Annotated in this window: 23 protein-coding genes and 1 pseudogene; 16 read left to right on the top strand and 8 right to left on the bottom strand. The window is 29.4% G+C overall.

Annotation, left to right across the window (positions count from 1 at the left end; translation table 11 throughout):
* Nucleotides 1-731: 731 nt before the first annotated feature.
* The 7 genes from gyrA to dnaA all read right to left on the bottom strand — a co-directional run bounded on the left by gyrA (nucleotide 732) and on the right by dnaA (nucleotide 9,734).
* Nucleotides 732-3,242, bottom strand: a complete 2,511-nt coding sequence (gene gyrA, locus CUEA01_RS03850) for a DNA gyrase subunit A (RefSeq protein WP_234118463.1) — start codon at nucleotides 3,240-3,242, stop codon at nucleotides 732-734.
* A 98-nt stretch (nucleotides 3,243-3,340) separates the two neighbouring features.
* Nucleotides 3,341-5,254: a DNA topoisomerase (ATP-hydrolyzing) subunit B gene (gyrB, locus tag CUEA01_RS03845; RefSeq protein WP_234118461.1), complete on the bottom strand. Its 1,914-nt coding sequence runs from the start codon at nucleotides 5,252-5,254 to the stop codon at nucleotides 3,341-3,343.
* Between the two features lie 25 nt (nucleotides 5,255-5,279).
* Entirely contained in the window at nucleotides 5,280-5,543 is a 264-nt protein-coding gene (remB, locus tag CUEA01_RS03840) for an extracellular matrix regulator RemB (protein ID WP_234118459.1), read from the bottom strand.
* 12 nt (nucleotides 5,544-5,555) lie between these two features.
* Nucleotides 5,556-6,656: a DNA replication/repair protein RecF gene (recF, locus tag CUEA01_RS03835; RefSeq protein WP_234118457.1), complete on the bottom strand. Its 1,101-nt coding sequence runs from the start codon at nucleotides 6,654-6,656 to the stop codon at nucleotides 5,556-5,558.
* A gap of 46 nt (nucleotides 6,657-6,702) precedes the next feature.
* Nucleotides 6,703-6,909 (bottom strand): S4 domain-containing protein YaaA, encoded by a 207-nt coding sequence (yaaA, locus tag CUEA01_RS03830; RefSeq protein WP_234118449.1) that lies wholly within the window; start codon nucleotides 6,907-6,909, stop codon nucleotides 6,703-6,705.
* A gap of 53 nt (nucleotides 6,910-6,962) precedes the next feature.
* Complete coding sequence (gene dnaN, locus CUEA01_RS03825) at nucleotides 6,963-8,063, bottom strand: DNA polymerase III subunit beta (protein WP_234118447.1); 1,101 nt, start codon at nucleotides 8,061-8,063, stop codon at nucleotides 6,963-6,965.
* A 315-nt stretch (nucleotides 8,064-8,378) separates the two neighbouring features.
* Nucleotides 8,379-9,734, bottom strand: a complete 1,356-nt coding sequence (gene dnaA / locus CUEA01_RS03820) for a chromosomal replication initiator protein DnaA (protein WP_234118433.1) — start codon at nucleotides 9,732-9,734, stop codon at nucleotides 8,379-8,381.
* A gap of 546 nt (nucleotides 9,735-10,280) precedes the next feature.
* On the opposite strand from dnaA, the gene rpmH reads away from it, so the two are divergent.
* From rpmH to CUEA01_RS03760, 12 genes are all read left to right on the top strand, one after another.
* Entirely contained in the window at nucleotides 10,281-10,415 is a 135-nt protein-coding gene (gene rpmH, locus CUEA01_RS03815; protein WP_234118424.1) for a 50S ribosomal protein L34, read from the top strand.
* Between the two features lie 50 nt (nucleotides 10,416-10,465).
* The gene (rnpA, locus tag CUEA01_RS03810; RefSeq protein ID WP_234118422.1) at nucleotides 10,466-10,825 is read left to right on the top strand and encodes a ribonuclease P protein component; all 360 of its coding nucleotides are present in this window, start codon (nucleotides 10,466-10,468) and stop codon (nucleotides 10,823-10,825) included.
* Nucleotides 10,803-11,051, top strand: coding sequence for a membrane protein insertion efficiency factor YidD (gene yidD / locus CUEA01_RS03805; RefSeq protein WP_234118420.1), 249 nt, complete (start codon nucleotides 10,803-10,805; stop codon nucleotides 11,049-11,051). Before rnpA ends, yidD begins: the two co-directional genes overlap by 23 nt.
* A 22-nt stretch (nucleotides 11,052-11,073) precedes the next feature.
* Entirely contained in the window at nucleotides 11,074-11,835 is a 762-nt protein-coding gene (gene yidC / locus CUEA01_RS03800) for a membrane protein insertase YidC (protein ID WP_234118418.1), read from the top strand.
* A 36-nt stretch (nucleotides 11,836-11,871) separates the two neighbouring features.
* The gene (jag, locus tag CUEA01_RS03795; RefSeq protein ID WP_234118413.1) at nucleotides 11,872-12,498 is read left to right on the top strand and encodes an RNA-binding cell elongation regulator Jag/EloR; all 627 of its coding nucleotides are present in this window, start codon (nucleotides 11,872-11,874) and stop codon (nucleotides 12,496-12,498) included.
* Nucleotides 12,499-12,596: 98 nt separating this feature from the next.
* On the top strand, nucleotides 12,597-13,976 hold the full coding sequence (gene mnmE, locus CUEA01_RS03790) for a tRNA uridine-5-carboxymethylaminomethyl(34) synthesis GTPase MnmE (protein ID WP_234122117.1): 1,380 nt from the start codon (nucleotides 12,597-12,599) through the stop codon (nucleotides 13,974-13,976).
* 8 nt (nucleotides 13,977-13,984) lie between these two features.
* On the top strand, nucleotides 13,985-15,862 hold the full coding sequence (gene mnmG, locus CUEA01_RS03785) for a tRNA uridine-5-carboxymethylaminomethyl(34) synthesis enzyme MnmG (RefSeq protein WP_234118412.1): 1,878 nt from the start codon (nucleotides 13,985-13,987) through the stop codon (nucleotides 15,860-15,862).
* 30 nt (nucleotides 15,863-15,892) lie between these two features.
* Nucleotides 15,893-16,612, top strand: coding sequence for a 16S rRNA (guanine(527)-N(7))-methyltransferase RsmG (rsmG, locus tag CUEA01_RS03780; protein ID WP_234118411.1), 720 nt, complete (start codon nucleotides 15,893-15,895; stop codon nucleotides 16,610-16,612).
* Nucleotides 16,613-16,650: 38 nt separating this feature from the next.
* On the top strand, nucleotides 16,651-17,436 hold the full coding sequence (gene noc / locus CUEA01_RS03775; protein ID WP_234122116.1) for a nucleoid occlusion protein: 786 nt from the start codon (nucleotides 16,651-16,653) through the stop codon (nucleotides 17,434-17,436).
* Between the two features lie 256 nt (nucleotides 17,437-17,692).
* Nucleotides 17,693-18,475 (top strand): ParA family protein, encoded by a 783-nt coding sequence (locus CUEA01_RS03770; protein WP_234118405.1) that lies wholly within the window; start codon nucleotides 17,693-17,695, stop codon nucleotides 18,473-18,475.
* Nucleotides 18,468-19,328: a ParB/RepB/Spo0J family partition protein gene (locus CUEA01_RS03765; RefSeq protein ID WP_234118403.1), complete on the top strand. Its 861-nt coding sequence runs from the start codon at nucleotides 18,468-18,470 to the stop codon at nucleotides 19,326-19,328. Before CUEA01_RS03770 ends, CUEA01_RS03765 begins: the two co-directional genes overlap by 8 nt.
* A 54-nt stretch (nucleotides 19,329-19,382) precedes the next feature.
* A complete protein-coding gene (locus CUEA01_RS03760; RefSeq protein ID WP_234122115.1) occupies nucleotides 19,383-19,880 on the top strand; it encodes a DUF4446 family protein in 498 nt (165 codons plus the stop codon).
* A 300-nt stretch (nucleotides 19,881-20,180) separates the two neighbouring features.
* Here CUEA01_RS03760 and yyaC read toward each other — a convergent pair whose 3' ends face one another.
* Entirely contained in the window at nucleotides 20,181-20,783 is a 603-nt protein-coding gene (gene yyaC / locus CUEA01_RS03755; protein WP_234118400.1) for a spore protease YyaC, read from the bottom strand.
* Between the two features lie 417 nt (nucleotides 20,784-21,200).
* On the opposite strand from yyaC, the gene CUEA01_RS03750 reads away from it, so the two are divergent.
* The 4 genes and pseudogenes from CUEA01_RS03750 to CUEA01_RS03735 form a co-directional block, all read left to right on the top strand.
* Nucleotides 21,201-22,082: a mechanosensitive ion channel family protein gene (locus tag CUEA01_RS03750; protein WP_407929241.1), complete on the top strand. Its 882-nt coding sequence runs from the start codon at nucleotides 21,201-21,203 to the stop codon at nucleotides 22,080-22,082.
* A 1-nt stretch (nucleotide 22,083) separates the two neighbouring features.
* Entirely contained in the window at nucleotides 22,084-22,284 is a 201-nt protein-coding gene (locus CUEA01_RS03745; protein ID WP_234118390.1) for a DUF951 domain-containing protein, read from the top strand.
* A gap of 102 nt (nucleotides 22,285-22,386) precedes the next feature.
* Complete coding sequence (gene rpsF / locus CUEA01_RS03740) at nucleotides 22,387-22,674, top strand: 30S ribosomal protein S6 (protein WP_234118388.1); 288 nt, start codon at nucleotides 22,387-22,389, stop codon at nucleotides 22,672-22,674.
* 21 nt (nucleotides 22,675-22,695) lie between these two features.
* Nucleotides 22,696-23,026, top strand: a pseudogene (locus CUEA01_RS03735) (single-stranded DNA-binding protein); the annotation flags it as partial.
* Between the last annotated feature and the right edge of the window lie 111 nt (nucleotides 23,027-23,137).

The raw sequence follows: 23,137 nt of genomic DNA, 5'->3' as shown, positions 1-23,137 counted from the left end.
ATAAATTCTATTCAAAAGAATTGCTGGTTTACTTAATTCTATCTCTGTTTAATTTTCAAAGTTCAATGTGCTGTCATCTGACAGCTTTTATATCTTATCACTTTCATTTCATCTTGTCAACTACTTTTTTTAATTTGTTTTAAAATTTCGTTTTTCAAGATTTGATTGTGATTTGTTGTCGCTCACTTGCGACGTTTAATATAATAACATATTTATTATTCTATAATATTACGTTAATTACATTCTAAATAAATTAAATCATTTTTACTTATTATTTTATCATATTACTATGTTTTTCTCATATAGATACTCTAGGCATAGTTTACATGCTTCAACTTATTAATCTCTAATATATACAACCTTAAACATGGAAATTGTAAATACCAAATGCATCCCTATGCTAATATTTTCAATTCACAATTCACAGTTCACAATGCTCAATGAAGGTTGATTTGCCTTCCTTTTGTCAGGTAAATCTTAAATTTAAATGTTATAAGCTTCGCTTAGCACCATTTATGGTGCTATTGCGAAAGCAATAAAAAAATTAAATTTAAGATTTTCCGTAGCTTTGCTACAGAAAATCATCCTTCATTGTGAATTGTGCATCGTGAACTGTGAATTTAAAAACTTTGCTGCCAAGATAAACTTAGTATTTCTAATTTTCAAGCGGTTTATACATAAAAAAAATGCAAGTAAAAACTATACGCCTTTACTTGCATTTCTTTTTTATCTTATTCTTCTGTATTGTTTTGATCTACATTATCTTCTTCTACTTCTGGTATACTAATTTCTTCTGAAATTTCTTCTATAGTTTCTTGTGTATCATCTGCATTAATTTTAGCCATAGCTAGAACTTTCTCATCTTCAGAGTTTCTCATAAGAGTAACTCCCATGGCATTTCTACCTGTAACAGATATATCAGATACATTTATTCTTATTGCTATGTCCTTATTGTTAATAAGCATAATTTCATCGGTTTCTTTAACCATCCTAGCACCAACAAGCGGTCCTGTCTTTTCAGTTACCTTGTAAGTTATAAGACCTTTTCCACCTCTATGTTGGCACTTGTATTCTGATATAGGTGTCTTTTTACCAAAACCATTTTCACTTACAACTAATACAGTTTGTGTTTCATCAACTACTTCCATTCCAACAACAAAATCATCATTATTTAGAGATATACCTTTTACTCCAAATGCACTTCTTCCAAGTGGCCTTGCATCTCCCTCATCGAATCTTATTGCAATTCCATTTCTTGTTGCAATTATGATATGATTACTTCCATCAGTTCTTCTAACAGAAACTAATTCATCATCTTCGTTAAGGTTTATAGCAATTAAACCACTTTTTCTTATATTTCCATATAAATTTAAGGCTGTTTTCTTTATTATTCCGTTCTTTGTGCACATTACTAGGAACTTATCTTCCTCAAATTCCTTTAACGCAATAACTGCCTGTATTTTTTCTCCAGGATTAAGCTCAAGTAAGTTTATTAAGTTAGTTCCCTTTGCAGTTCTTCCTGACTCTGGAATCTCATATCCCTTAATTCTATAAACTCTTCCTTGATTGCTAAAGAATAAAATATGATTATGGGTAGATGTTACAAATATCTGCTCAGCAAAGTCATCTTCCTTCGTTGACATTGCTTGAATACCCTTTCCACCTCTTCTTTGAGCTGTATAAGTATCAGCATTTATTCTCTTTATATATCCTGCATGAGTAAGGGTTATAACAACATCCTTTTCTTCTATAAGATCCTCATAATCTATTTCATTTTCTGCCTTTTCTATACTTGTTCTTCTTTCATCACCGTACTTTGTTTTTATATCTATAAGTTCTTCTTTTATTATATTTAAAACTTTAGCATCATCTGCTAAAATTGCTTGCAATCTTTCAATAGTAGCCATTATTTCACTGTATTCTTGATCTATTTTTTCTCTTTCTAAACCTGTTAATCTTTGAAGTCTCATATCAAGAATAGCTTGAGCTTGCTTATCAGATAGACCAAATCTGCTCATAAGACCATCTTTAGCTTCTTGACCAGTTTTAGATGATCTTATTAATTTTATAACCTCATCTATATGATCAAGTGCAATTATTAATCCTTCTAAAATATGAGCTCTAGCTAAAGCTTTATCAAGGTCAAATTTAGTTCTTCTTCTTATGACTTCTTTTTGGAAATCTATATAATATTCAAGAATTTGCTTTAAGTTAAGTGTTTGTGGCTTATTATCAACCAAAGCTAACATATTTACTCCACATGTATCTTGAAGTCTTGTATGTTTATATAGTTGATTTAAAACGATATTAGCATTTGCATCTCTTTTAATTTCAATTACAATTCTCATACCATCTCTATCAGATTCATCTCTAAGATCACTTATTCCTGTTATCCTTTTATCCTTAACAAGATCTGCAATATTTTCGATTAATCTTGCCTTGTTTACTTGGTATGGTATCTCATTTACTATAATTCTTTGTTTTCCATTTTTGTCTTCTTCAATTTCAGATTTAGCTCTTACAGTAATTTTTCCTCTACCAGTTTCATAAGCTTCTCTTATTCCTGACTTTCCAATAATTGTACCACCTGTTGGAAAATCCGGTCCTTTTATTTTAGTTATTAAATCTAAAATATTAACATCTGGTTTATCAATGAGCTCAACAATTCCATCAATAACTTCACCTAAATTATGTGGTGGTATATTTGTTGCCATACCTACTGCTATACCAACAGAACCACTTACAAGAAGGTTAGGGAATCTAGATGGGAGTACTGAAGGCTCTTGTTCCTCACCATCAAAGTTAGGTACAAAATCAACAGTATTTTTATGAATATCTCTTACCATTTCTAGTGCAATTTTTTGAAGCCTTGCTTCAGTATATCTCATTGCAGCCGCAGAATCTCCATCAACAGATCCAAAGTTTCCATGACCATCTACAAGAGTATATCTAAGGTTAAAATTTTGCGCCATTCTTACTAAGGCATCATAAACAGATGAATCTCCATGTGGATGGTACTTACCTAAAACATCTCCTACAATTCTTGCGCACTTTCTATATCCTTTATCAGGTGTTATCCCTAAGTCATACATGGAATATAAAATTCTTCTATGTACCGGCTTTAGTCCATCCCTTACATCAGGAAGAGCACGACTAGCAATAACACTCATTGCATAATCTATATAGCAACTTTTCATTTCTTTACTTATCTCTACGGGTAAAACCTTGCCTTCGTTTTGCATTCTTACACCTCTTTTTAATGTATCAAATTAATAAAATCTTAGTGGGCATTGGTTCATCTAAAATTTCGATGACTTCTAATAAATTCACTTTAAAAAAATTAAATATCCCAGTTTTCAACTTTTGAAGCATTTTCTTGTATAAACTGCCTTCTTGGTGCTACTTTATCTCCCATGAGAATTGTAAATACTTCATCAGCTTCCATTGCATCTTCAACATTTACTTTTCTTAAAATTCTCTTTTCTGGATTCATTGTTGTATCCCATAATTGCTCAGCATCCATTTCTCCAAGACCTTTGTATCTTTGAATGTTTGTATTTGTATCTTTTCCTCCAACAGTATTCAAGACTTCTTGAAGTTCATCATCATCATACGCATAGTATTCTTTTTTGCCTTTAGCAACTTTATATAGAGGAGGTTGTGCTATATATACATGACCTTCTTCAACTAACTTTTTCATGTATCTATAGAAGAACGTTAAAATAAGTGTTCTAATATGAGCACCATCTACATCGGCATCGGTCATTATTATAATTCTATGATATCTAAGTTTAGATGTATCAAAATCCTTACCTATTCCGCCACCAAATGCAGTTATCATAGCTTTTATTTCCTCTGAACTAAGTATTTTATCAATTCTTTGTTTTTCAACATTCATGATTTTACCCTTCAATGGAAGTATTGCTTGGAAGTTTCTATTTCTGCCTTGCTTTGCAGAACCACCGGCAGAGTCCCCCTCTACTAAGTACACTTCACATTCTTCTGGATTTCTAGAAGCACAATCTGCTAATTTTCCTGGAAGTGATGTACTTTCAAGTACTGACTTTCTTCTCGTAAGTTCCCTTGCTTTTTTAGCGGCATCTCTTGCTCTTGCTGCTACCATTGATTTATCTATTATAAGCTTACCTACTTGTGGATTTTCTTCAAGGAAAGTACTTACTTTTTCAGATACTATACTGTCAACAATTCCACGAACCTCACTATTTCCAAGTTTGGTTTTAGTTTGACCTTCAAATTGAGGATCAGTAAGTTTTACAGATATTACAGCTGTAAGTCCCTCTCTAACATCGTCTCCTGATAAGTTTTTGTCACTGTCCTTTATAAATCCAAATTTTTTTGCATAATCATTAAACACCCTTGTGAGTGCTGACTTAAATCCTGCTAAATGTGTTCCGCCTTCAATAGTATCTATATTGTTTGCAAACGCAAATATATTTTCTGTGTATCCATCATTATATTGAAGTGCGACTTCAACTGAACATTCATCATCCTTTCTACCTTCTACGTAGATAGGTTCAGGAAATATAGGTTCCTTATTTCTATTCAAATAAGTTACAAATGATTTTATTCCACCTTCATAATGCAAGGTCTCGGACTTATCCGTTCTTTCATCTGTTATATTTATTTTTATGCCTTTATTTAAAAATGCTAATTCCCTAAGTCTTTGAACTAATGTATCGTAATCATATACTGTATCCTCGAATATTTCAGGATCTGGCTTAAAATAAGTTTTTGTTCCATGCTCATCGCTATCCCCTATCTTTTCAAAAGGTGATGCAACTTTTCCTCTGTGATAAGTTTGTTTCCATATGTGTCCTTCAGATTTAACCTCAACTTCACATACCTCCGAGAGTGCGTTAACAACAGATGCTCCAACACCATGAAGTCCTCCAGATACTTTATATGCTCCGCCACCAAATTTTCCACCTGCATGAAGTACTGTCATTATTACTTCAACTGTAGGTTTATTCATTTTATGGTGAATACCAACTGGCATACCTCTTCCATCGTCCCATACAGTTATTGAATTATCTTTATGTATCATAACATTTATATTTTTACAGAAACCAGCTAATGCCTCATCAATACTGTTATCAACAATTTCATATACTAGATGATGTAATCCTCTGCTACTAGTACTACCTATATACATACCAGGTCTTTTTCTAACAGCTTCAAGGCCCTCAAGTACCTGTATTTGACTTTCATCATATACTTCATTATTCTTGGACATGTATTTCCTCCTAGATTATAAATTTTTATGGCTCTAAATAAACTGTTTGCGATCTTTTACTTAGAGTTGATGATGAGATTGGAGATAAAAATATTTTACTTTTCTTATCTACCTCAGCAATAACAAATGATTTTGGTGGTTCCTTTGTTATCCTTTGCACAAATCCATCCTCTTCCGCCATTCTTAAAAATTGACTTGTATCCGCACTATACATAGTCGTTTCAATATCGAAAATACCTATTATATCTTTTATAGGCACAACCACATTCTCCCCCAAATGCAAAAACATAAAAAGGCCTCCTTAAAACTCATTAGACTCGATTATACTACCATTTGATATCTTAAAAATCTTGAAATCTTTATTTATATAACTTTTTATATCTTCTATACCAGTACATGTAATTAACGTTTGTATTCCATTTAGAGAATTTAATATATACTTTTGCCTATTAATGTCTAACTCTGATAGAACATCATCAAGTAAAAGTACTGGCGAATCCCCAGTAAGGCTTTTTATTATTTCCATTGATGCAAACTTTATAGTTAAAATAGCTGTCCTTTGCTGTCCTTGAGATCCAAAGCTTCTTGTATCAATTTTATTTATCTTTATACTAAAATCATCTCTATGCGGACCAATAGAAGTATTTCCCTTTTCGCTATCTTTTTGCCTATTTTTCACTAGCCTATTATATAATTCTTCTGAAACATTTTGAATATTTTCCACACTGGTAATGTACTCAAATTCTATTTCTTCTTTTTTATCAGTTATATCAAAATGAATTATTTTTCCCTTTGAATTTAACTCTTTTAAATAACTTTCTCTTTGTTTTATTATGTATGCTCCTAGATTACTCAATTGCCTATCATACACATCGATAATACCACTTTCAAATAATTTTTTATTTTTAAGTGAAATATTTCTTTGATCTAAAACCTTGTGATATTGAACAAGCTGATAATAATACTTAGGATTTAATCTCGATAGTTCTATATCTAAAAAACGTCTTCTATAGCTAGGTGAATCTTTAACTATTTTTAAATCCTCTGGTGCAAACATAACAACATTAAAAATTCCAAAAAGCTCCGAGACTTTTTTTAATTTTATAGAATTAACATTTACACCTTTTTTTCCGCTCTTGAAAATTTTTATTTCTATTTTTTTATCGATACGTTCCTTGCATACATAAAGACTAATATATGAATCTTCCTTATCCCATTTTATAAGTTCTTTATCTTTACTAGTTCGATGAGATTTTGCAAGACTGCAGTAATAAATGCTTTCAAGAATATTCGTCTTTCCCTGAGCATTATTCCCAGTTAAAATATTAACCTTGCTATTAAACTCAACATTCAGCATATCATAATTTCTAAAATTAACCAACTTCAAGTTTTTTATATACATAATAACACCTATATTATATCATAAAGTATTAAATTTAGGTTTACCGCTATATAATTTTATATATCTCGCCTTCAAACTCAACGGTGTCTCCCTTATATAGCTTTTTGCCTCTTCTAGTTTCTATTTCATCATTAACCTTTACGTTTCCTTCTAAAATATAAATTTTAGCTTCCGAGCCAAGTGTAGCTGCACCACACCATTTTAGAAAAGAATCCAATTTTATAAACTCACTATTTATACTTATTTCTTTCATAGCAAATAACACAATCATTACTTAATTGTGCATTCCTCCTAATTATTTAAATTTTAGCTGTTTGCTAATCTTACTGGCAATACTAAATAAATGCTATTGTTGTTTTCTTTATTTTTCAATATACATGGACTTATGCTACTTGAAAAATCCATTACAATTTCTTCTCCATCCATTATTTTAAGTACATCAATTAAATATTTTGAGTTAAATGCAATTTGTATTGGCTGTCCTTGCAAAATTATATTTATTTCTTCTCTTACGTTTCCCAATTGAGAATTAGATGTTATAAGCATTATATCATCTTCAATGTTCAATTTTATAAGATTTGTATTTCCGTCCTTAGCTACCAAGGATGCTCTTTCTATTGCTTCTAGTAATTCTTCTTTTTTAGTTACGACTTTTAAATTAAATTCTTCTGGAATTATAGAACTATATTTTATAAATTCACCTTCAAGTAACCTTGATATTATTTTAGTAAAACCTAAATTAAATAAAATATGATTAGGTGTAAAGGTAATGTTAACATCTCCTTCATCTTCTAATATCTTTACTACTTCATTTAGTGTTTTTCCAGGTATTACTGCACTAATAGTTTCTTCATTATCCACAAGTTCACTTCTCATAGCTAATCTGTATCCATCTATTGCGACTAAGTTAAGCTTTTTTTCTTTGGCTTCAAATAAAACTCCTGTAAGTATTGGTCTTGTTTCATCTTGAGCTATAGCAAATATTGTTCCCTTTATCATATTTTTTAATTTTTTTTGATCTATAACAAAAATCTTATCCTCATTTATTTCAGGTAAACTCGGAAAGTCTTCAGAATCAAGGTGAACTAATGTAAATTTACTTTTGTTGCATGTTATTTCTATACAATTATTATCAACAGTTTTAATTTCTACTATGGAGTTAGGTAGTTTTCTTATAATTTCTCCAAATAATTTTGCATCAACTACTACTTTACCGCTTTCTTCTATATTAACATTAACCTTTGTTTCTATACTTAAATCTATATCTGATCCGATTAATGTTAACATATCCTTTTCAGCATTTAAAAGAATTCCTTGTAATATAGGCATTGTCGATTTTCCTGTAACAGCTTTTTGTGCTATTGATATAGCTTCTTGTAATTTGTTTTTTTCACATGTAAATTTCATTTTATAACCTCCTTTATTAACAAACACAAAATATATATAAATAGATTAGATAATATTTTAATATAATAGTAATAGTAGTAGGGGCTGTGGATTTGTTGATAACTTATGAAGCTGTTGAAAATAAAGAATTTCAGTAAAAAAATAACTGTGGATAAGTTATTAATAAGTACTCAACGTTATCAACATAATTAACACGCAAAGTAAAATATAAAAATATCCACAAGTTATTCATAATAAATAATAAACAACTGTTATTAAAGTGGTTTCCTTAAAAGTACATTTAAATTAAACAGCAATAATAAGCCAGCTTTAATTTTATTTTTGAGAAAATCTTTTTGTTATTTCATTTATTGTATATTTTAATTCATCATCTTGTTTTAAGGCTCCTGAAATTTTTTCATATGCGTGGATAACTGTGGTGTGATCTCTTCCACCAAATTCTTCGCCTATTCGAGGTAAAGACATATCTGTTAATTTTCTGCATAGATACATTGCAATTTGCCTTGGATAAGTTATATTTCTAGTACGTCTTGCAGATTTAAAATCATCTATTTTTATATTAAAATAACTTGCAACTACGTCTTGAATTAGGTTTATTGTTATTTGTTTATTTTGTTTGTTTGAAATTATATCTTTTAAGGCTTCAGATGCTAGATCAATACTTATTTCTTTATTTGTTAAAGACGAGAATGCTACTATTCTTATAAGTGCACCTTCCAGTTCTCGTATATTTGATTTTATATTAGTAGCTATGTACACCATTACTTCATTTGGAATATCTAAATTTTCTACATCAGCCTTCTTTTTAAGTATAGCTATTCTTGTTTCAAAATCTGGTGGTTGTATATCGGCAATTAAACCCCATTCAAATCTGGAACGTAACCTATCTTCAAGAGTAGGGATTTCTTTAGGTGGTCTATCACTGGAGAGAATTATTTGTTTATTGTTTTCATGAAGCTCATTAAAAGTATGAAAAAATTCTTCTTGAGTACGTTCTTTACCAGCAATAAATTGTACATCATCGATTAAAAGAACATCTACATTTCTATATTTTGTCCTAAATTCCACATTTTTATCATCTTTTATTGAATTTACTAGTTCATTTGTAAATTTTTCTGATGAAACATAAACTACTTTGGCTTTTGGATTATTTTCAAGTATATAGTGTCCAATAGCATGCATTAAGTGAGTTTTTCCAAGTCCCACGCCTCCATATATGAATAAAGGATTGTATGCTTTTGCTGGAGATTCTGCAACTGCAAGACAAGCAGCATGGGCAAAGCGGTTACTGTTGCCTATGACAAATGAATCAAATTTGTATTTTGGATTCAACATATTTGAAGTATCGTCGCCATTATTTAAATTATTTTGATTGTTAACTTCATTAATGTTATGTTGTTCTTCTAATTCAATAGTTTCTTCTGACAGAATAGAAAATGTTAACTCATATTTTTTAGTAGTAATGATTTTTAATGAATTAATTATGAGATCTTTATATCTATTTTCAAGAATTTCTTTAGTAAATTGATTAGGTACACCAAAGCGTATACTATCTTTATTTATAGATATAGGAGTAATACTTTTTATCCATGTGTTGAAGCTAACTTCTGTCAATTCTCCTTTTATTATATTTAGAGCTTTTTCCCATAATGTTTTCAGTTGGGTCTCCATAGTATATCCTCCAGTCTAATTTTTTTAAACTTTTTTTTAATGATTTTTTTTAATAACTTGTTATCAACAAAGATATAAACAAAAATATATTACAGTAAAAGTTGTTGACAATAATAATATAAAATATTCACATGTGCATAATTTTGTTAAGATTATTTTTTATAATAAAGATATAAACAAAGTCAAAAAAAAACTTATCAACATAAAAAACATTGAATAAAATAGCTTATTATGTACAAAAATATTAATGTCTATGTAAAAAATAAGAAAAAAAAACAAGTTATCAACAGAGTTATACACAGTCTGTGCATAACTTTAAATTTTAAAAGTTATTAACAACTCATTCATAATAATAACAGAACGAGATAAGCTATTCAAGAAGTTATCCACAAAAAAATTTATTATGTGTGAAAAATTATTAACAAAATCCTTTTTCTTGACATTGAATAGAGGTGAATATATAATTATAAGGTAAAACTCTAATATCAGAATATTGTATTTCTATATAATAGGTTAGAATTATACTTTCAAAGGGGGTGTAGTAAAATGTTTATGACATATCAACCTAAAAAGAAACAAAGAAAAAGAGAACATGGTTTCAGAAAGAGAATGAGTACTTTATCTGGAAGAAAAGTTCTTAAGAGCAGAAGAAATAAAGGAAGAAAAAGATTGACAGCATAAAGGGCCGCTTTTGTGGCCTTTTTCTGCAATTTAAGGAGCTATTAATTTTAATGAAGAAAAATGGAATAAAGAAAAATGCTGAATTCAGAAAAGTTTATAGAAGAGGAAAATCTTTTTCAAATAGATTATTGGTATTATATTTGTATAGAAATAATTTAAATAAAGAAATAAGTAGAATTGGAATATCTGTTAGTAAAAAAGTAGGAAAAAGTGTAATTAGAAGTAGAGTTAAAAGATTAATCAGTGAAAGCTACCGTTTAAATAATCATAAGTTTAAAATTGGTTATGATTTTGTTATTATAGCAAGAACTGCTTGTAATAATAGAGAATATAAAGAAGTTGACAGCTCACTTCTGGATTTATTTAATAAGGCAGGCTTAATTATTAATGATGAAAAAAATTCTAATTAATCTTATAAAAGCTTATAGAAAAATTTCAAATTCTCCAATAGCTAGAGGTATGTTTTCCTTTTTATATGTTAGAGGAAATCATGTTTGTAAGTATTATCCTACATGTTCACAGTATGCTATTGACGCTATAGAAAAATATGGGGCTATAAGAGGCATTATTATGGCTTTATGGAGAATACTAAGATGTAATCCTTTTTCTAAGGGAGGATATGACCCCGTTAAATAAACATTAGGAGGTTTTCGTTTTAATGAAAATAGAATTTTTGAACAAAATTTTTGTTCAATTTTTTAATAGTATAAACAATGGTGTTTTTAGCGTTATTCCAAACAAGAATTATTCATATGGAATAGCAATCATAATAGTTACAATATTAATAAAGATAGTATTAATTCCGCTTAATGTTAAAGCAATAAAATCCAATGTTGGTATGACTAAAATGCAGCCACTTGTTAAAGAATTGCAAAAAAAATACAAAAATGATCCTCAAAAGTTACAACAAGAAACTATGAAGTTATATAAAGAAAATAATGTAAGTATGTTCGGTGGATGCCTTCCAATGCTTATTCAATGGCCTGTACTTGCAGCCTTATATTATGTATTTTTCACTTTGCATTTAGAGAATGTAAGTTTTTTATGGATTAAAAATTTAAATGGGCATGCAAGTTTTAATGATATATCAACTGTTATTTTACCTATCCTTTCAGCAGCTACTACATATCTTTCAGGTATAGTTTTAATGCCTAAGAACGCTGATCCGGCTCAGGTTAAGCAGACCACTACAATGAATATAGGAATGTCAATTTTCTTATTATTTATGAGTTGGAATCTTAGTGCAGCATTAGTTTTATATTGGGTTGTAAGTAACTTATTCCAGATGATTCAAACAAAGACTATTATGGTTTTAGTTGAATCAAAGGAACAAAAAAATAACATTATAACTGAAAATGCTGTAGATAAAGTAATAAAGAGTGATGAAGTAGTAAACAAAAAATCTAGAAGAAAAAAATAATATAGTATAATTATTTTATGGGGGGTATGTTAAAGTATGAAAAGCATTGAATCTACAGGAAAAAATGTAGATGAAGCTATTAATAATGCCTTAAATAATTTAAATACAACTAAGGAAAAGGTTAATATAGAAATTATAGACGAGGGAAGCAAAGGCATATTAAGTATAATTGGAAAAAGGGAAGCTAAAGTTAAAGTTACTTTAAAGAAGGATTATATTTCAGAGGCTAGAGACTTTTTGAAAAGTATATTTACTAATATGGGTTTAATAGTTGAAATAAGGATTAAGGAAGTAAATAATTGTTTAAATATAAATTTATCAGGTGCTAATATGGGAATATTAATAGGATATAGAGGCGAAACTTTAGATTCTATTCAATATCTTGTCGGCTTAGCTATAAATAAAGGAAATGATGGTCAATATAAAAGAGTTCTAATTGATACCGAAAATTATAGGGGTAGAAGAGAGGAAACTCTAAGGAGATTGGCAAACAGGATTGCACATAAGGTTAAAATTGATAGGAAATCAGTAGCATTAGAACCTATGAATCCTTATGAAAGAAGAATAATTCATTCTGAATTACAAAATGATGAAAAGATTACGACTTATAGTCAAGGTGACGAACCTTATAGAAGAGTTATAGTTGATTTAAAAAAGTCCTAAAATCGTGAAAAAGAAAGCCTTTTTAGGCTTTCTTTTTAATTAAGTGACTGGTTTTTATTTTATGGAGTTTTTAAATATGGAAGGAGGTAATAATGTTGTTGAAAGAGTTTGATACCATAGCAGCTATATCTACAGCACTTGGAAATAGTGGAATTTCTATAATAAGAGTATCTGGAGATAAAGCATTAAAATTAGTAGATAAAATATTTGTAGGTAAAGACAAAAAAGGTATAATGGATATGAAAACTTATACTATGAGATATGGAACCATAGTAGGATTAAGTGATAGAAAAGCAATTGATGAAGTAATTGTAAGTTATATGAAAGGACCAAAAAGTTTTACGGCAGAAGATGTAGTTGAAATAAATTGTCATGGTGGAATATATCCAACAAAGGCTGTTTTAGAGGAAGTACTAAAAGCTGGTGCGAGAATTGCAGAACCAGGTGAGTTTTCAAAAAGAGCATTTTTAAATGGCAGAATAGATTTAACTCAAGCTGAAGCAGTAATGGATATTATAAATTCAAAAACTGAATTAAGCATGAAATCCGCAGTTGAGCAGTCAAAAGGAAGAATTTCTAGGGAAATAATGAGACTTAGAGATAAACTGTTGGAGATGATAGCACATATAGAGGCAACTGTAGATTATCCAGAAGATGATTTAGAAGAGGCTACTAGTGATAAAGTTTGTAATGATATAGAAAGTATGCTTAAAGAAATTAAAGGCTTATTAGAAACAGCTGATGAAGGTAAAATTTTGCGAGAAGGATTAAATACAGTTATCATAGGTAAGCCGAATGTTGGAAAATCATCACTATTAAATACATTATTAAGTGAAAATAGAGCAATAGTTACTGATATACCAGGAACTACAAGAGATATAATTGAAGAATATATAAATATATCTGGTATACCAATAAAGATAATTGATACAGCAGGAATAAGGGAAACTGAAGATGTTGTTGAAAAAATGGGTGTTATGCGTTCAAAAGAAAAAATAAATGAGGCCGATTTAATTATTTTTATGATAGATTCAAGTCACGAACTTGAAAATGAGGATATCGAAATAATTAATGAAATTAAAAACAAAAAAGCTATTTTATTATTAAATAAATGCGATTTAAATAGTAAAATAGATGAAGAGCAATTAAAAAAGCTGGAATTAGATAATATAATAAAATTTTCAACAAAAACCGGAATGGGATTAGATAAACTTAAAGAATCAATTAAGGAATTATTCTTTAAAGGAGAAATAAACCCTAATGAATTTATAATTACTAATTCTAGACATAAGGAAGCTTTAATTAAAGCTAAAAATTCATGTGTTTCTGCGGAAAATGCATTAAGAAATACATCAGCTATAGATTTAGCGTCTATTGATTTAAGAGATGCATGGATGAGTCTTGGAGAAATTACTGGAGAAACGTTAAAAGAAGATTTAATAGATAAGATATTTGAAAACTTTTGTTTAGGAAAATAGGTGAGAATATGATAAAATATTTTTCAGATAATTATGATGTTGTAGTAATAGGAGCAGGTCATGCTGGATGTGAAGCTGGGCTTGCTGCAGCAAGGATGGGATGTAAAACTCTTATTTGCACAATGAATTTAGAAAGCGTTGCAAAGATGCCATGCAATCCTAATGTAGGGGGAACTGCTAAGGGGCATTTAGTAAAAGAAATAGATGCTCTTGGTGGCGAAATGGGAGTAAATATAGATAAGACATTTATTCAGTCAAGAATGCTAAATTTATCAAAGGGACCTGCAGTTCATTCATTAAGAGCACAAGCTGATAAAACAAGATATTCTGAAGTCATGAGAAAAGTAATTGAAAGACAGGATAATTTATACCTAAGACAAATAGAAGTAGTTGAAATAGATATAGAAGACGGAAAAGTAAAAGGTGTGCTTACTAAAAATGGTGCATATTTTGAAGCTAAAACAGTAGTGCTTGCAACAGGAACATATTTGAAAGCAAGAATAATTATTGGTGAAGTAAATTATAGTGGTGGACCAGATGGATTATTTCCTGCTAATGAATTGAGCGAATCGTTAATAAAATATGGTATAAAACTTAGAAGATTTAAAACTGGTACTCCAGCAAGAATAAATAAAAGAAGTGTTGATTTCTCAAAAATGATTGAGCAACCTGGAGATAAAAAGATAGTTCCATTTTCATTTATGAATGATAAACTTGAAAAAAACCAAATATCATGTTATTTAACATATACAAATAATGAAACACATGATGTTATTAGAGCTAATATTGGTAGATCACCTCTTTATAATGGAACTATAAAAAGTGTTGGACCTAGATATTGCCCATCTATAGAAGACAAAGTAATGAGATTTCCAGATAAAACTCAGCACCAAATTTTTATAGAACCAGAAGGTGAAGATACAAGTGAGCTTTATGTTGGAGGTATGTCAAGTTCTCTTCCAGAAGAAATACAGTTAAAAATGTTAAAAACAGTACCAGGACTTGAAAACGTGGAAATTCTTAAAACTGCATATGCAATTGAATATGATTCAGTTGATCCAACTCAATTAAAACTTTCATTGGAGTTTAAGGAGATTAGTGGCTTATTTGGTGCTGGACAATTTAATGGAAGTTCAGGATATGAGGAAGCAGCATCTCAAGGAATTATGGCAGGTATTAATGCGGCATTAAAGGTTAAAAATGAAGAACCATTAATTTTAAGTAGAGCTGATGCATATATTGGTGTACTTATAGATGATTTAGTTACTAAGGGAACAAATGAGCCATACAGAATGATGACATCTAGAGCTGAATATAGGTTGATTTTAAGACAAGATAATGCAGACCTTAGACTTACGGAGATAGGACATAAAATAGGACTTGTTAATGAAGAGAGATATAGCAAGTTTATTTCTAGAAAGAATAACATATTAAATGAAATAGAAAGATTAAAAAATGTTCAAATTACAAATAAAAAGGAAGTTAATGATTTTCTTGAAGATTTAGGATCCACAACTTTAAAAAAACCTATTACTTTATATGAATTGATTAAAAGACCAGAAATTGATTATAATATAGTAGGGAGTTTAGACAATGGAAGGTTAGAGCTTTCGGATGATGTAATAGAAGAAGTAAATATAATGGTTAAATATGAAGGATATATAGAAAAACAGCTTGAACAAATAGAGCAATTTAAAAAATTTGAAAAGAGAATTATACCTGAGGATATAGATTATAGTAAAATTAAAAATTTAAGAACAGAGGCTATACAAAAGTTAACTAAAGCTAGACCAGTTAACTTGGGGCAGGCATCAAGGATATCCGGTGTTTCACCATCTGATATATCGGTTCTTATGATATATATGGAACAGTATTCAAGAAAATAATTATTTATCTCTAAAAAGTGGAGGAAAAACATGCAGTATTTTGATATGATAGAAAAAGAATGTGAGAGTATTGGTTTACAGCTAGAAGAGAATAAGTATGATAAATTTATTAAGTACAAGGACTTAATGAAAGAATGGAACAATAAATTAAACCTTACTGCTATTACAGAAGATAGGGAAATAGTTATTAAACATTTTATTGACTCAATAAAAGTATTCAATTTCGAACCTTTAAAAAAAGATATTAAAGTAATTGATGTTGGGACTGGTGCAGGGCTTCCGGGAATTCCAATAAAAATAATGAATGATAATAGTGAGGTCGTTCTTTTTGATTCACTTCAAAAAAGAATTAATTTTTTAAATGAAGTTATAAAGGAACTTCATCTAGAAAATATAAAAGCAGTTCATGGTAGGGCAGAGGACTTTGGAAGTGATTTAAGCTATAGAGAAACTTTTGATGTTGCTGTATCTAGGGCTGTTGCTAATATGTCCGTTTTAAGCGAATTTTGTCTACCTTTTGTAAAGGTAAATGGATATTTTGTTGCACTAAAAGGACCTTCTGTTGACGACGAATTAAAAGAGGCAAAAAAAGCAATAGGAATGTTAGGTGGAAAACTTGAAAAAGTTATAAAAGTGAAATTTGAAGATGATAATTTAAATCATAATTTAGTAATAGTAAAAAAGGTAAAAAAAACACCTAAGCAATATCCAAGGCGTGCTGGTGTTGTATCAAAGAAACCAATAAGATAAACATGAAATAATAATTAGTATTAAAGGGATGGATTTTTATTATGAATGATATTTCATATATTTCAACTGACAATATATATTCAAATGCATATCAACCTAGGAAATATTTTAATGAAGAGGCTTTAAAAGAATTAGCACAATCAATAAAAACATATGGTATAATTCAGCCTATATCAGTTAGAAAAGTTTCGGAAGAAAAATATGAACTTGTTGCTGGTGAGAGAAGGCTTAAGGCTGCAAAAATTGCTGGATTAAAAGAAGTTCCTGCAATAGTTGTACATATTAGTGATAATGAATCTGCTGCAATTGCGTTATTGGAAAATTTACAAAGAGAAGATTTAAATTATATAGAAGAAGCAGAAGCATATTATAATTTGATAAAGGAACATGGATATACTCAAGAACAGCTTGCAGAAAATGTAGGGAAAAAGCAATCAACAATTGCAAACAAGTTAAGATTACTAAAGTTGAGCGATGATGTAAGAAAAACTCTATTAAAAAATAAGTTAACAGAGAGACATGCTAGGGCTATGCTAAAGTTGCCAGATGAAAAAAGTCAAATTAGTGTAATTAAGACTGTTATAAATAAAAATTTAAACGTAAAAAAGACAGAAGAACTTATACAGAATAAATTAGAAAAAGCTAATAATGATAAAAACAATATAGGCAAGGATGGTAAAAAGAGAATAAAGGGTATTTTTAGTCCTAAAATATATGTTAATACAATAAAACAAGTGTTTGATAAATACGGCATTGATGCTAAATATAGATCGAAAGAACTTGATGATACTATTGAAGTAACAGTAGTAATTGCTAAAAAATAATATGTTTTTTAAAAGTTAAAATGTTTCACGTGAAACATTTTAACTTTTTTATATTATCCAAAAAACTATTAAAAAGTGTAATTGGCATAAAAAAGTAGTGATGTTAAAAAATATTCATAAAAATCGAAGAATAATATATTTATAAAATACTAATATAATATTATAATATAAGTAGATAAACAATCCGAAATATGTAAAGCATAATTCATTGTGAATTAAAAAAAATTAGTCAAATACGGATATGGCGGTGATTAGTATGAAGGTAATAAGTATTTTCAACCAAAAGGGTGGTGTAGGTAAGACAACAACGAATATAAACTTATGTACATATTTAGCAATTAAGGGGTACAAGGTTCTAACTATAGATATTGATCCCCAAGGAAACACTACAAGTGGATTGGGAATCGATAAGAATATCCTAAAAAGCTCAATGTATGATGTATTAACAAATGATGAAAGCATAGAAAATGTGGTACAAGAGTGTCAACTTATAAAAAATTTATATATAGCACCGTCAACAATAGAACTTGCTGGTGCCGAAGTTGAATTAATAAAAATTGAAAATAGAGAAGTAATATTAAAAAACAAAATCAATAACATAAAAGAAAAGTATGATTTTATATTTATTGATTGTCCACCATCACTTGGTTTGATAACTGTTAATGCGTTAGTTGCATCTGCAAGTGTTTTAATCCCAATTCAAACAGAATTTTATGCACTTGAGGGAGTTGGACAACTTGTAAATACAATACAACTTGTTAAAAAATCTTTAAATCGAAAGCTAGAAATTGAGGGTGTAGTACTTACAATGTATGATAATAGAATGAAACTTTCAAATGAAGTTGCCGAAGAAGTTAAAAAGTATTTTAAGGACAATTTATATAACGCAACAATACCAAGAAATATTAGATTAGCAGAATCGCCTAGCTATGGATTACCAATAGCACTTTATGATAATAAATGCAAGGGTGCAGAGTGCTATTCTAGCTTAACAGATGAATTCTTAATTAGGCAAAAAAGGAGTGTAACTAGTGAATAAAAAAGGTGGATTAGGAAGAGGGTTAAGTGCATTAATTCAAGATAACAATATAGACGAAGAGGAAAGAAAAGACTCAGTAGAAAAAATAGCATTAAATTTAATTAAGCCTAATAAGAAGCAACCACGTGAATATTTTGATGAAAAGAAGATTGCTCAATTAGCTGAATCAATAAGGGAACACGGAGTTATACAACCGCTAATTTTAAAAAAGGAAAATGACGTGTATGTAATTGTAGCTGGAGAAAGAAGATGGAGAGCTGCAAAAAGCATAGGATTGACTGAAGTACCAGCGGTTATTATAGATGCCACAGAAAAGGACTTATTGGAGATATCTTTGATTGAGAATATCCAAAGGGAAGATTTAAATCCTATAGAAGAAGCTAAAGCATATAGAAGACTTTTGGATGATTTTAATCTTACACAGGAACAATTAAGTAAAAGGATTGGTAAATCTAGAGTTGTAATTACAAATTGCATGAGATTATTAAACTTAGATGAAAGAGTACAAGAATATTTAATTGATGGAGTTATATCTGAAGGTCATGGAAGAGTATTACTTTCTGTACAAGACAAAAATTCTCAATATAAATTATCACAAACGATAATAGATGAAGACTTGAGTGTAAGAGATACGGAAAAGTTAATTAAGAGCCTTTCAAAGCAAAAGTCTATCACTAATGTAGATGAAACTAAGGAAAATAATAACCAATACGTAAATGAAATAAAGGATAGGCTAGAAAATTACTTTGGTACTAAAGTTGCATTGAAAACTGGTAAGAATAAAGGTAAAATAGAAATTGAATATTATTCTAATGAAGATTTACAGAGAATAATTGATATATTAAAGCTTTAAATAAATGTTTCACGTGAAACATTTATTTAAAAAATGGAAAGGACGAATAAGAACATGCAAGATTTTTTACAAATATTCAACAGTATAAGTACATATGTAATTATGGCTTTAGTAGTTATAGTAATTATATTATTTATACTTGTAATTTCAAATATGCACTCACTTAGCAAGGTAGAAGCAAGATATAGAAAACTTATGCGTGGCGTTGAAAATGAAAATTTAGAAAAACTAATAATGAGTTATTTGGATAAGATAGATGAGGCAAGGGAAGAATCAAAAGAAGTTAAGAAAATATATAATGATATTGATGAAAGGGTAAGTAAGTGTATTCAAAATGTTTCTATAGTTAGATATAAAGCATTCGATGATGTTGGAAGTGATTTGAGCTTTTCAGTAGCACTTTTGGATGATAATTATGATGGTGTTATTATAACTAGCATATATGGAAGAAATGAAAGCCTTACTTATGCGAAACCAATAAATAAAGGTTTATCAAGATATGATTTATCTGATGAGGAAAATCAGGTTTTGAAAGAAGCAACTCAAAAATAAATAAGGCACCTTAAATAAAATAACAAGTCCAACTTTAGGATATTTTTGCGTAATACTTCGTCACTATAACACGCTAAGACAAACAGTATTAACGAGTTACAGTTTCTTGTATTACACAAGACTATCTCTCAACTTGGACTTATTAATTTTTTTAAGCTACCTAAGAGCAGATAATAGAATGAAGATTAATTTTCTGATAGAGCAGAAAATTTTATACCTCAAGGTTAATGACACAAGAGTACAAGCTTCAGACTATTTTCTGCTCTTAATTTTTATTCTATTGTAAATTAAGTTACTATATCAACCTTCAAATAAATCTTCTAAGGTTGCATTTTTAGATAAGGTTAAATTGTTACTCCCAATGGTTTTTATAATTGAATGGTATAAGCCGCTTGAAATTATATCAGCAAGATGCATAACGGTGCATAATCGAGTGTTTTGAAGAACCATAAATTCTAGAGCACCAGATACATTAACTATTCCAGTTATACTTAAATCACCAACTGGAGGTAAATCTTTATTCATAGCCGAACCAGGGAAAATAGGTTTGCTTTCAATTATGACATTTCCTACATTTTGCACGTTTCCTAAAGAAGCATCAATGGCTATTATATAAGGATTTGAATATGTGGATTTAATTTTTTTCATAGTTTTGCATATGTTTTTAGCATGAATTGGGTTTTCAAGATTACCAAGAATATTAATTTTATTTCTTAAAAAAAATTTTAGTTTATCGCCTACCAATGGTCCAAGACTATCTCCAGTGGAACGATCAGTTCCTATACATAAAATAATTAAATCTCTATTTTGCTTCATTACTTCCAGTATTTCACTGCTTAAGCAATCTCGTATCTTAAATATAGAATTTTTATCCTCACAATCAAATATTGTTTTACTTAACATATAAACCACTCCCTAGTATAAGTTTTAACAAAAAAATGGCTTTTTATACTTAAATAGTTATTGCAATATAAAAGAAAAACATATTATAATCTTTACATGTGGGAAAACAATTTATGGAGCAGATGACAGATGACAGAGTACAGTGAAGGATGATTTACCTTTCGCTTTGCTTAGGTAAATCTTAAACTTAATGCTGTCAGCTTCGCTGAGCACCATACATGGCATAATTGCGTAGCAATAAAAAAATAAGTTTTAAGATTTTCTGCAGCAAAGCGGAGGAAAATCATCCTTCATTGTGAATTGTGCATCGTGAACTGTGAATTGAAAAATATTGCTTTCAGGATAAACTTGGCATTTGCAATTTCAATGTATCAAGTTGCACATCTATATATGTAAGTAAGGAGGAGTGTTGTGAATATATTTAATATTATATATAGTTTTAAATTTGATTTTGAAACTGGAGTTTTAAAAATAGGAAATGCAAGTCTTAATATATATAATGGTATTTTTATATTTATTAAAATTATATCAATTATTATAGTAATGTATGTTGCTGTAAGAATTATAGATAAGTTTATAGATAAAACTATAAAAAAACAAGAACAATTTAGATTTTCATTAGACAAGAAAAGGTCTAAAACTATAGGTGCAATTTTAAAAAGTGTTTCAAAATACTCAATTTATTTTTTTGGAATTATAGGTATACTTACTCAGTTTTTTGGAGATAAATTTTTAAGTACCATTAGTGTTGGTGTAGCAAGTATAGGCGGTGTTGCAATTGGATTTGGAGGACAGAACCTAGTAAAGGATGTAATAAACGGATTTTTTATATTGCTTGAAGACCAATATTCTGTTGGAGATTATATTACAGTAGACAAAGATTCGGGTATAGTTGAAAGTATTGAACTTAGAATAACAAAATTAAGAGATTTTAATGGTGATTTACACATAATTCCTAATAGCAAGATAACTAATGTTACTAACCATTCAAAGGGCCCAAAATCAATAACTGTAGATGTAAGTATAGCATATGAGGAAAGTATAGATAAAGCTATAGGTGTAATTAATAGCACTTGTGATAAATTTTCAGATAAAAATGAGGATGTAGTTGAGAAACCCAAGGTTGTAGGAGTAACTGAATTAACTGCAAGTGGTGTAACTATAAGAGTGAAGGGTACTGTTAAGAATATGAAGCAGTTTGATAATGAAACAAGGCTTAGAAAGTTAATAAAAGAAGGATTAGATAAGGCAAAAATAGAAATACCTTATAACAAGGTTCAATTTATAAGGAGTGAGTAAAATGAATAAAGAATTTGATTTAGGTGATATTGTAGAAATGAAGAAAGCGCATCCCTGTGGAACTAATAAGTGGGAAATTATTAGAACAGGTGCTGATATAAAAATAAAATGTATAAACTGTGGAAGAATAATTATGATTCCAAGGACAAAATTTGAAAAAGGGCTAAAAAATATATTAGAAAAAAAAGAAAAAAATATTTGATTTTATTCTGAAAATTAGGTATAATTATTAGATGTGAGTCCCTGCTGTGTTGTTTTATTATTGTAGACACAGCCGTTAGACCATAGGGAGGAGGTGAATAGAATGAACAAGTATGAAACTTTATTTATACTTAACCCATCATTAGATGAAGAGAACATTAATGCTAATGTAGAAAAATTCAAAGATGTAATTCAAAATGGTGGCGGTGAAATCGAAAACGTAGATTTATGGGGCAAGAGAAAGCTTGCTTATGAAATAAAGAAATTAAACGAAGGTTTTTACGTTTTAATAAATTTCAAAGCTGATGCACAATTACCAAAGGAATTAGACAGAGTGTTCAGAATAAGTGATAACATTATAAGACACTTGATAGTTAGCTTAGAAAAATAATCTTAAAAGGTGTGTAATATTATGAACAAGGTTGTTTTAATAGGTAGGTTAACAAAAGATCCTGAATTAAAGTTTACTCCTGGTAATGGAACAGCTGTTACATCACTAACTTTGGCAGTAGATAGAAGATTCAAGAGAGACGGACAACAAGAAGCTGATTTTATTCCTGTAGTTGTATGGGGTAAACAAGCAGAATCCACTGCTAATTACATGAGCAAAGGTAAGCTTATGGGAGTGAGCGGAAGAATACAAACTAGAACTTATGATGCCAAAGATGGTACCAAGAGATATGTGACGGAAATAGTTGCAGAAGAAGTTCAATTCCTTGAATGGGGAAGTTCTGCAAATTCAAATGCAACAAATTCGTCATCTCAATTTAATGAAATGGGTAGCAGTGCTCCTCAATTTCCTGATGAGAATATAACACCAATAGATGATGGAGATATCCCATTTTAATTGTAAA

It is taken from the genome of Clostridium hydrogenum, assembly GCF_021432385.1.
Classification (GTDB): Bacteria; Bacillota; Clostridia; order Clostridiales; family Clostridiaceae; genus Clostridium_S; species Clostridium_S hydrogenum.
This window is presented reverse-complemented; position numbering and strand designations above follow the sequence as displayed.

What these genes read in the sequence shown, in the direction of transcription:
- gyrA (WP_234118463.1), bottom strand. Translation starts at nt 3,242, where the DNA reads ATGCAAAACGAAGGCAAGGTTTTACCCGTAGAGATAAGTAAAGAAATG.
- gyrB (WP_234118461.1), bottom strand. Translation starts at nt 5,254, where the DNA reads ATGTCCAAGAATAATGAAGTATATGATGAAAGTCAAATACAGGTACTT.
- remB (WP_234118459.1), bottom strand. Translation starts at nt 5,543, where the DNA reads ATGTTTTTGCATTTGGGGGAGAATGTGGTTGTGCCTATAAAAGATATA.
- recF (WP_234118457.1), bottom strand. Translation starts at nt 6,656, where the DNA reads ATGTATATAAAAAACTTGAAGTTGGTTAATTTTAGAAATTATGATATG.
- yaaA (WP_234118449.1), bottom strand. Translation starts at nt 6,909, where the DNA reads ATGAAAGAAATAAGTATAAATAGTGAGTTTATAAAATTGGATTCTTTT.
- dnaN (WP_234118447.1), bottom strand. Translation starts at nt 8,063, where the DNA reads ATGAAATTTACATGTGAAAAAAACAAATTACAAGAAGCTATATCAATA.
- dnaA (WP_234118433.1), bottom strand. Translation starts at nt 9,734, where the DNA reads ATGGAGACCCAACTGAAAACATTATGGGAAAAAGCTCTAAATATAATA.
- rpmH (WP_234118424.1), top strand. Translation starts at nt 10,281, where the DNA reads ATGTTTATGACATATCAACCTAAAAAGAAACAAAGAAAAAGAGAACAT.
- rnpA (WP_234118422.1), top strand. Translation starts at nt 10,466, where the DNA reads ATGAAGAAAAATGGAATAAAGAAAAATGCTGAATTCAGAAAAGTTTAT.
- yidD (WP_234118420.1), top strand. Translation starts at nt 10,803, where the DNA reads ATGATGAAAAAAATTCTAATTAATCTTATAAAAGCTTATAGAAAAATT.
- yidC (WP_234118418.1), top strand. Translation starts at nt 11,074, where the DNA reads ATGAAAATAGAATTTTTGAACAAAATTTTTGTTCAATTTTTTAATAGT.
- jag (WP_234118413.1), top strand. Translation starts at nt 11,872, where the DNA reads ATGAAAAGCATTGAATCTACAGGAAAAAATGTAGATGAAGCTATTAAT.
- mnmG (WP_234118412.1), top strand. Translation starts at nt 13,985, where the DNA reads ATGATAAAATATTTTTCAGATAATTATGATGTTGTAGTAATAGGAGCA.
- rsmG (WP_234118411.1), top strand. Translation starts at nt 15,893, where the DNA reads ATGCAGTATTTTGATATGATAGAAAAAGAATGTGAGAGTATTGGTTTA.
- CUEA01_RS03770 (WP_234118405.1), top strand. Translation starts at nt 17,693, where the DNA reads ATGAAGGTAATAAGTATTTTCAACCAAAAGGGTGGTGTAGGTAAGACA.
- CUEA01_RS03760 (WP_234122115.1), top strand. Translation starts at nt 19,383, where the DNA reads ATGCAAGATTTTTTACAAATATTCAACAGTATAAGTACATATGTAATT.
- yyaC (WP_234118400.1), bottom strand. Translation starts at nt 20,783, where the DNA reads ATGTTAAGTAAAACAATATTTGATTGTGAGGATAAAAATTCTATATTT.
- CUEA01_RS03745 (WP_234118390.1), top strand. Translation starts at nt 22,084, where the DNA reads ATGAATAAAGAATTTGATTTAGGTGATATTGTAGAAATGAAGAAAGCG.
- rpsF (WP_234118388.1), top strand. Translation starts at nt 22,387, where the DNA reads ATGAACAAGTATGAAACTTTATTTATACTTAACCCATCATTAGATGAA.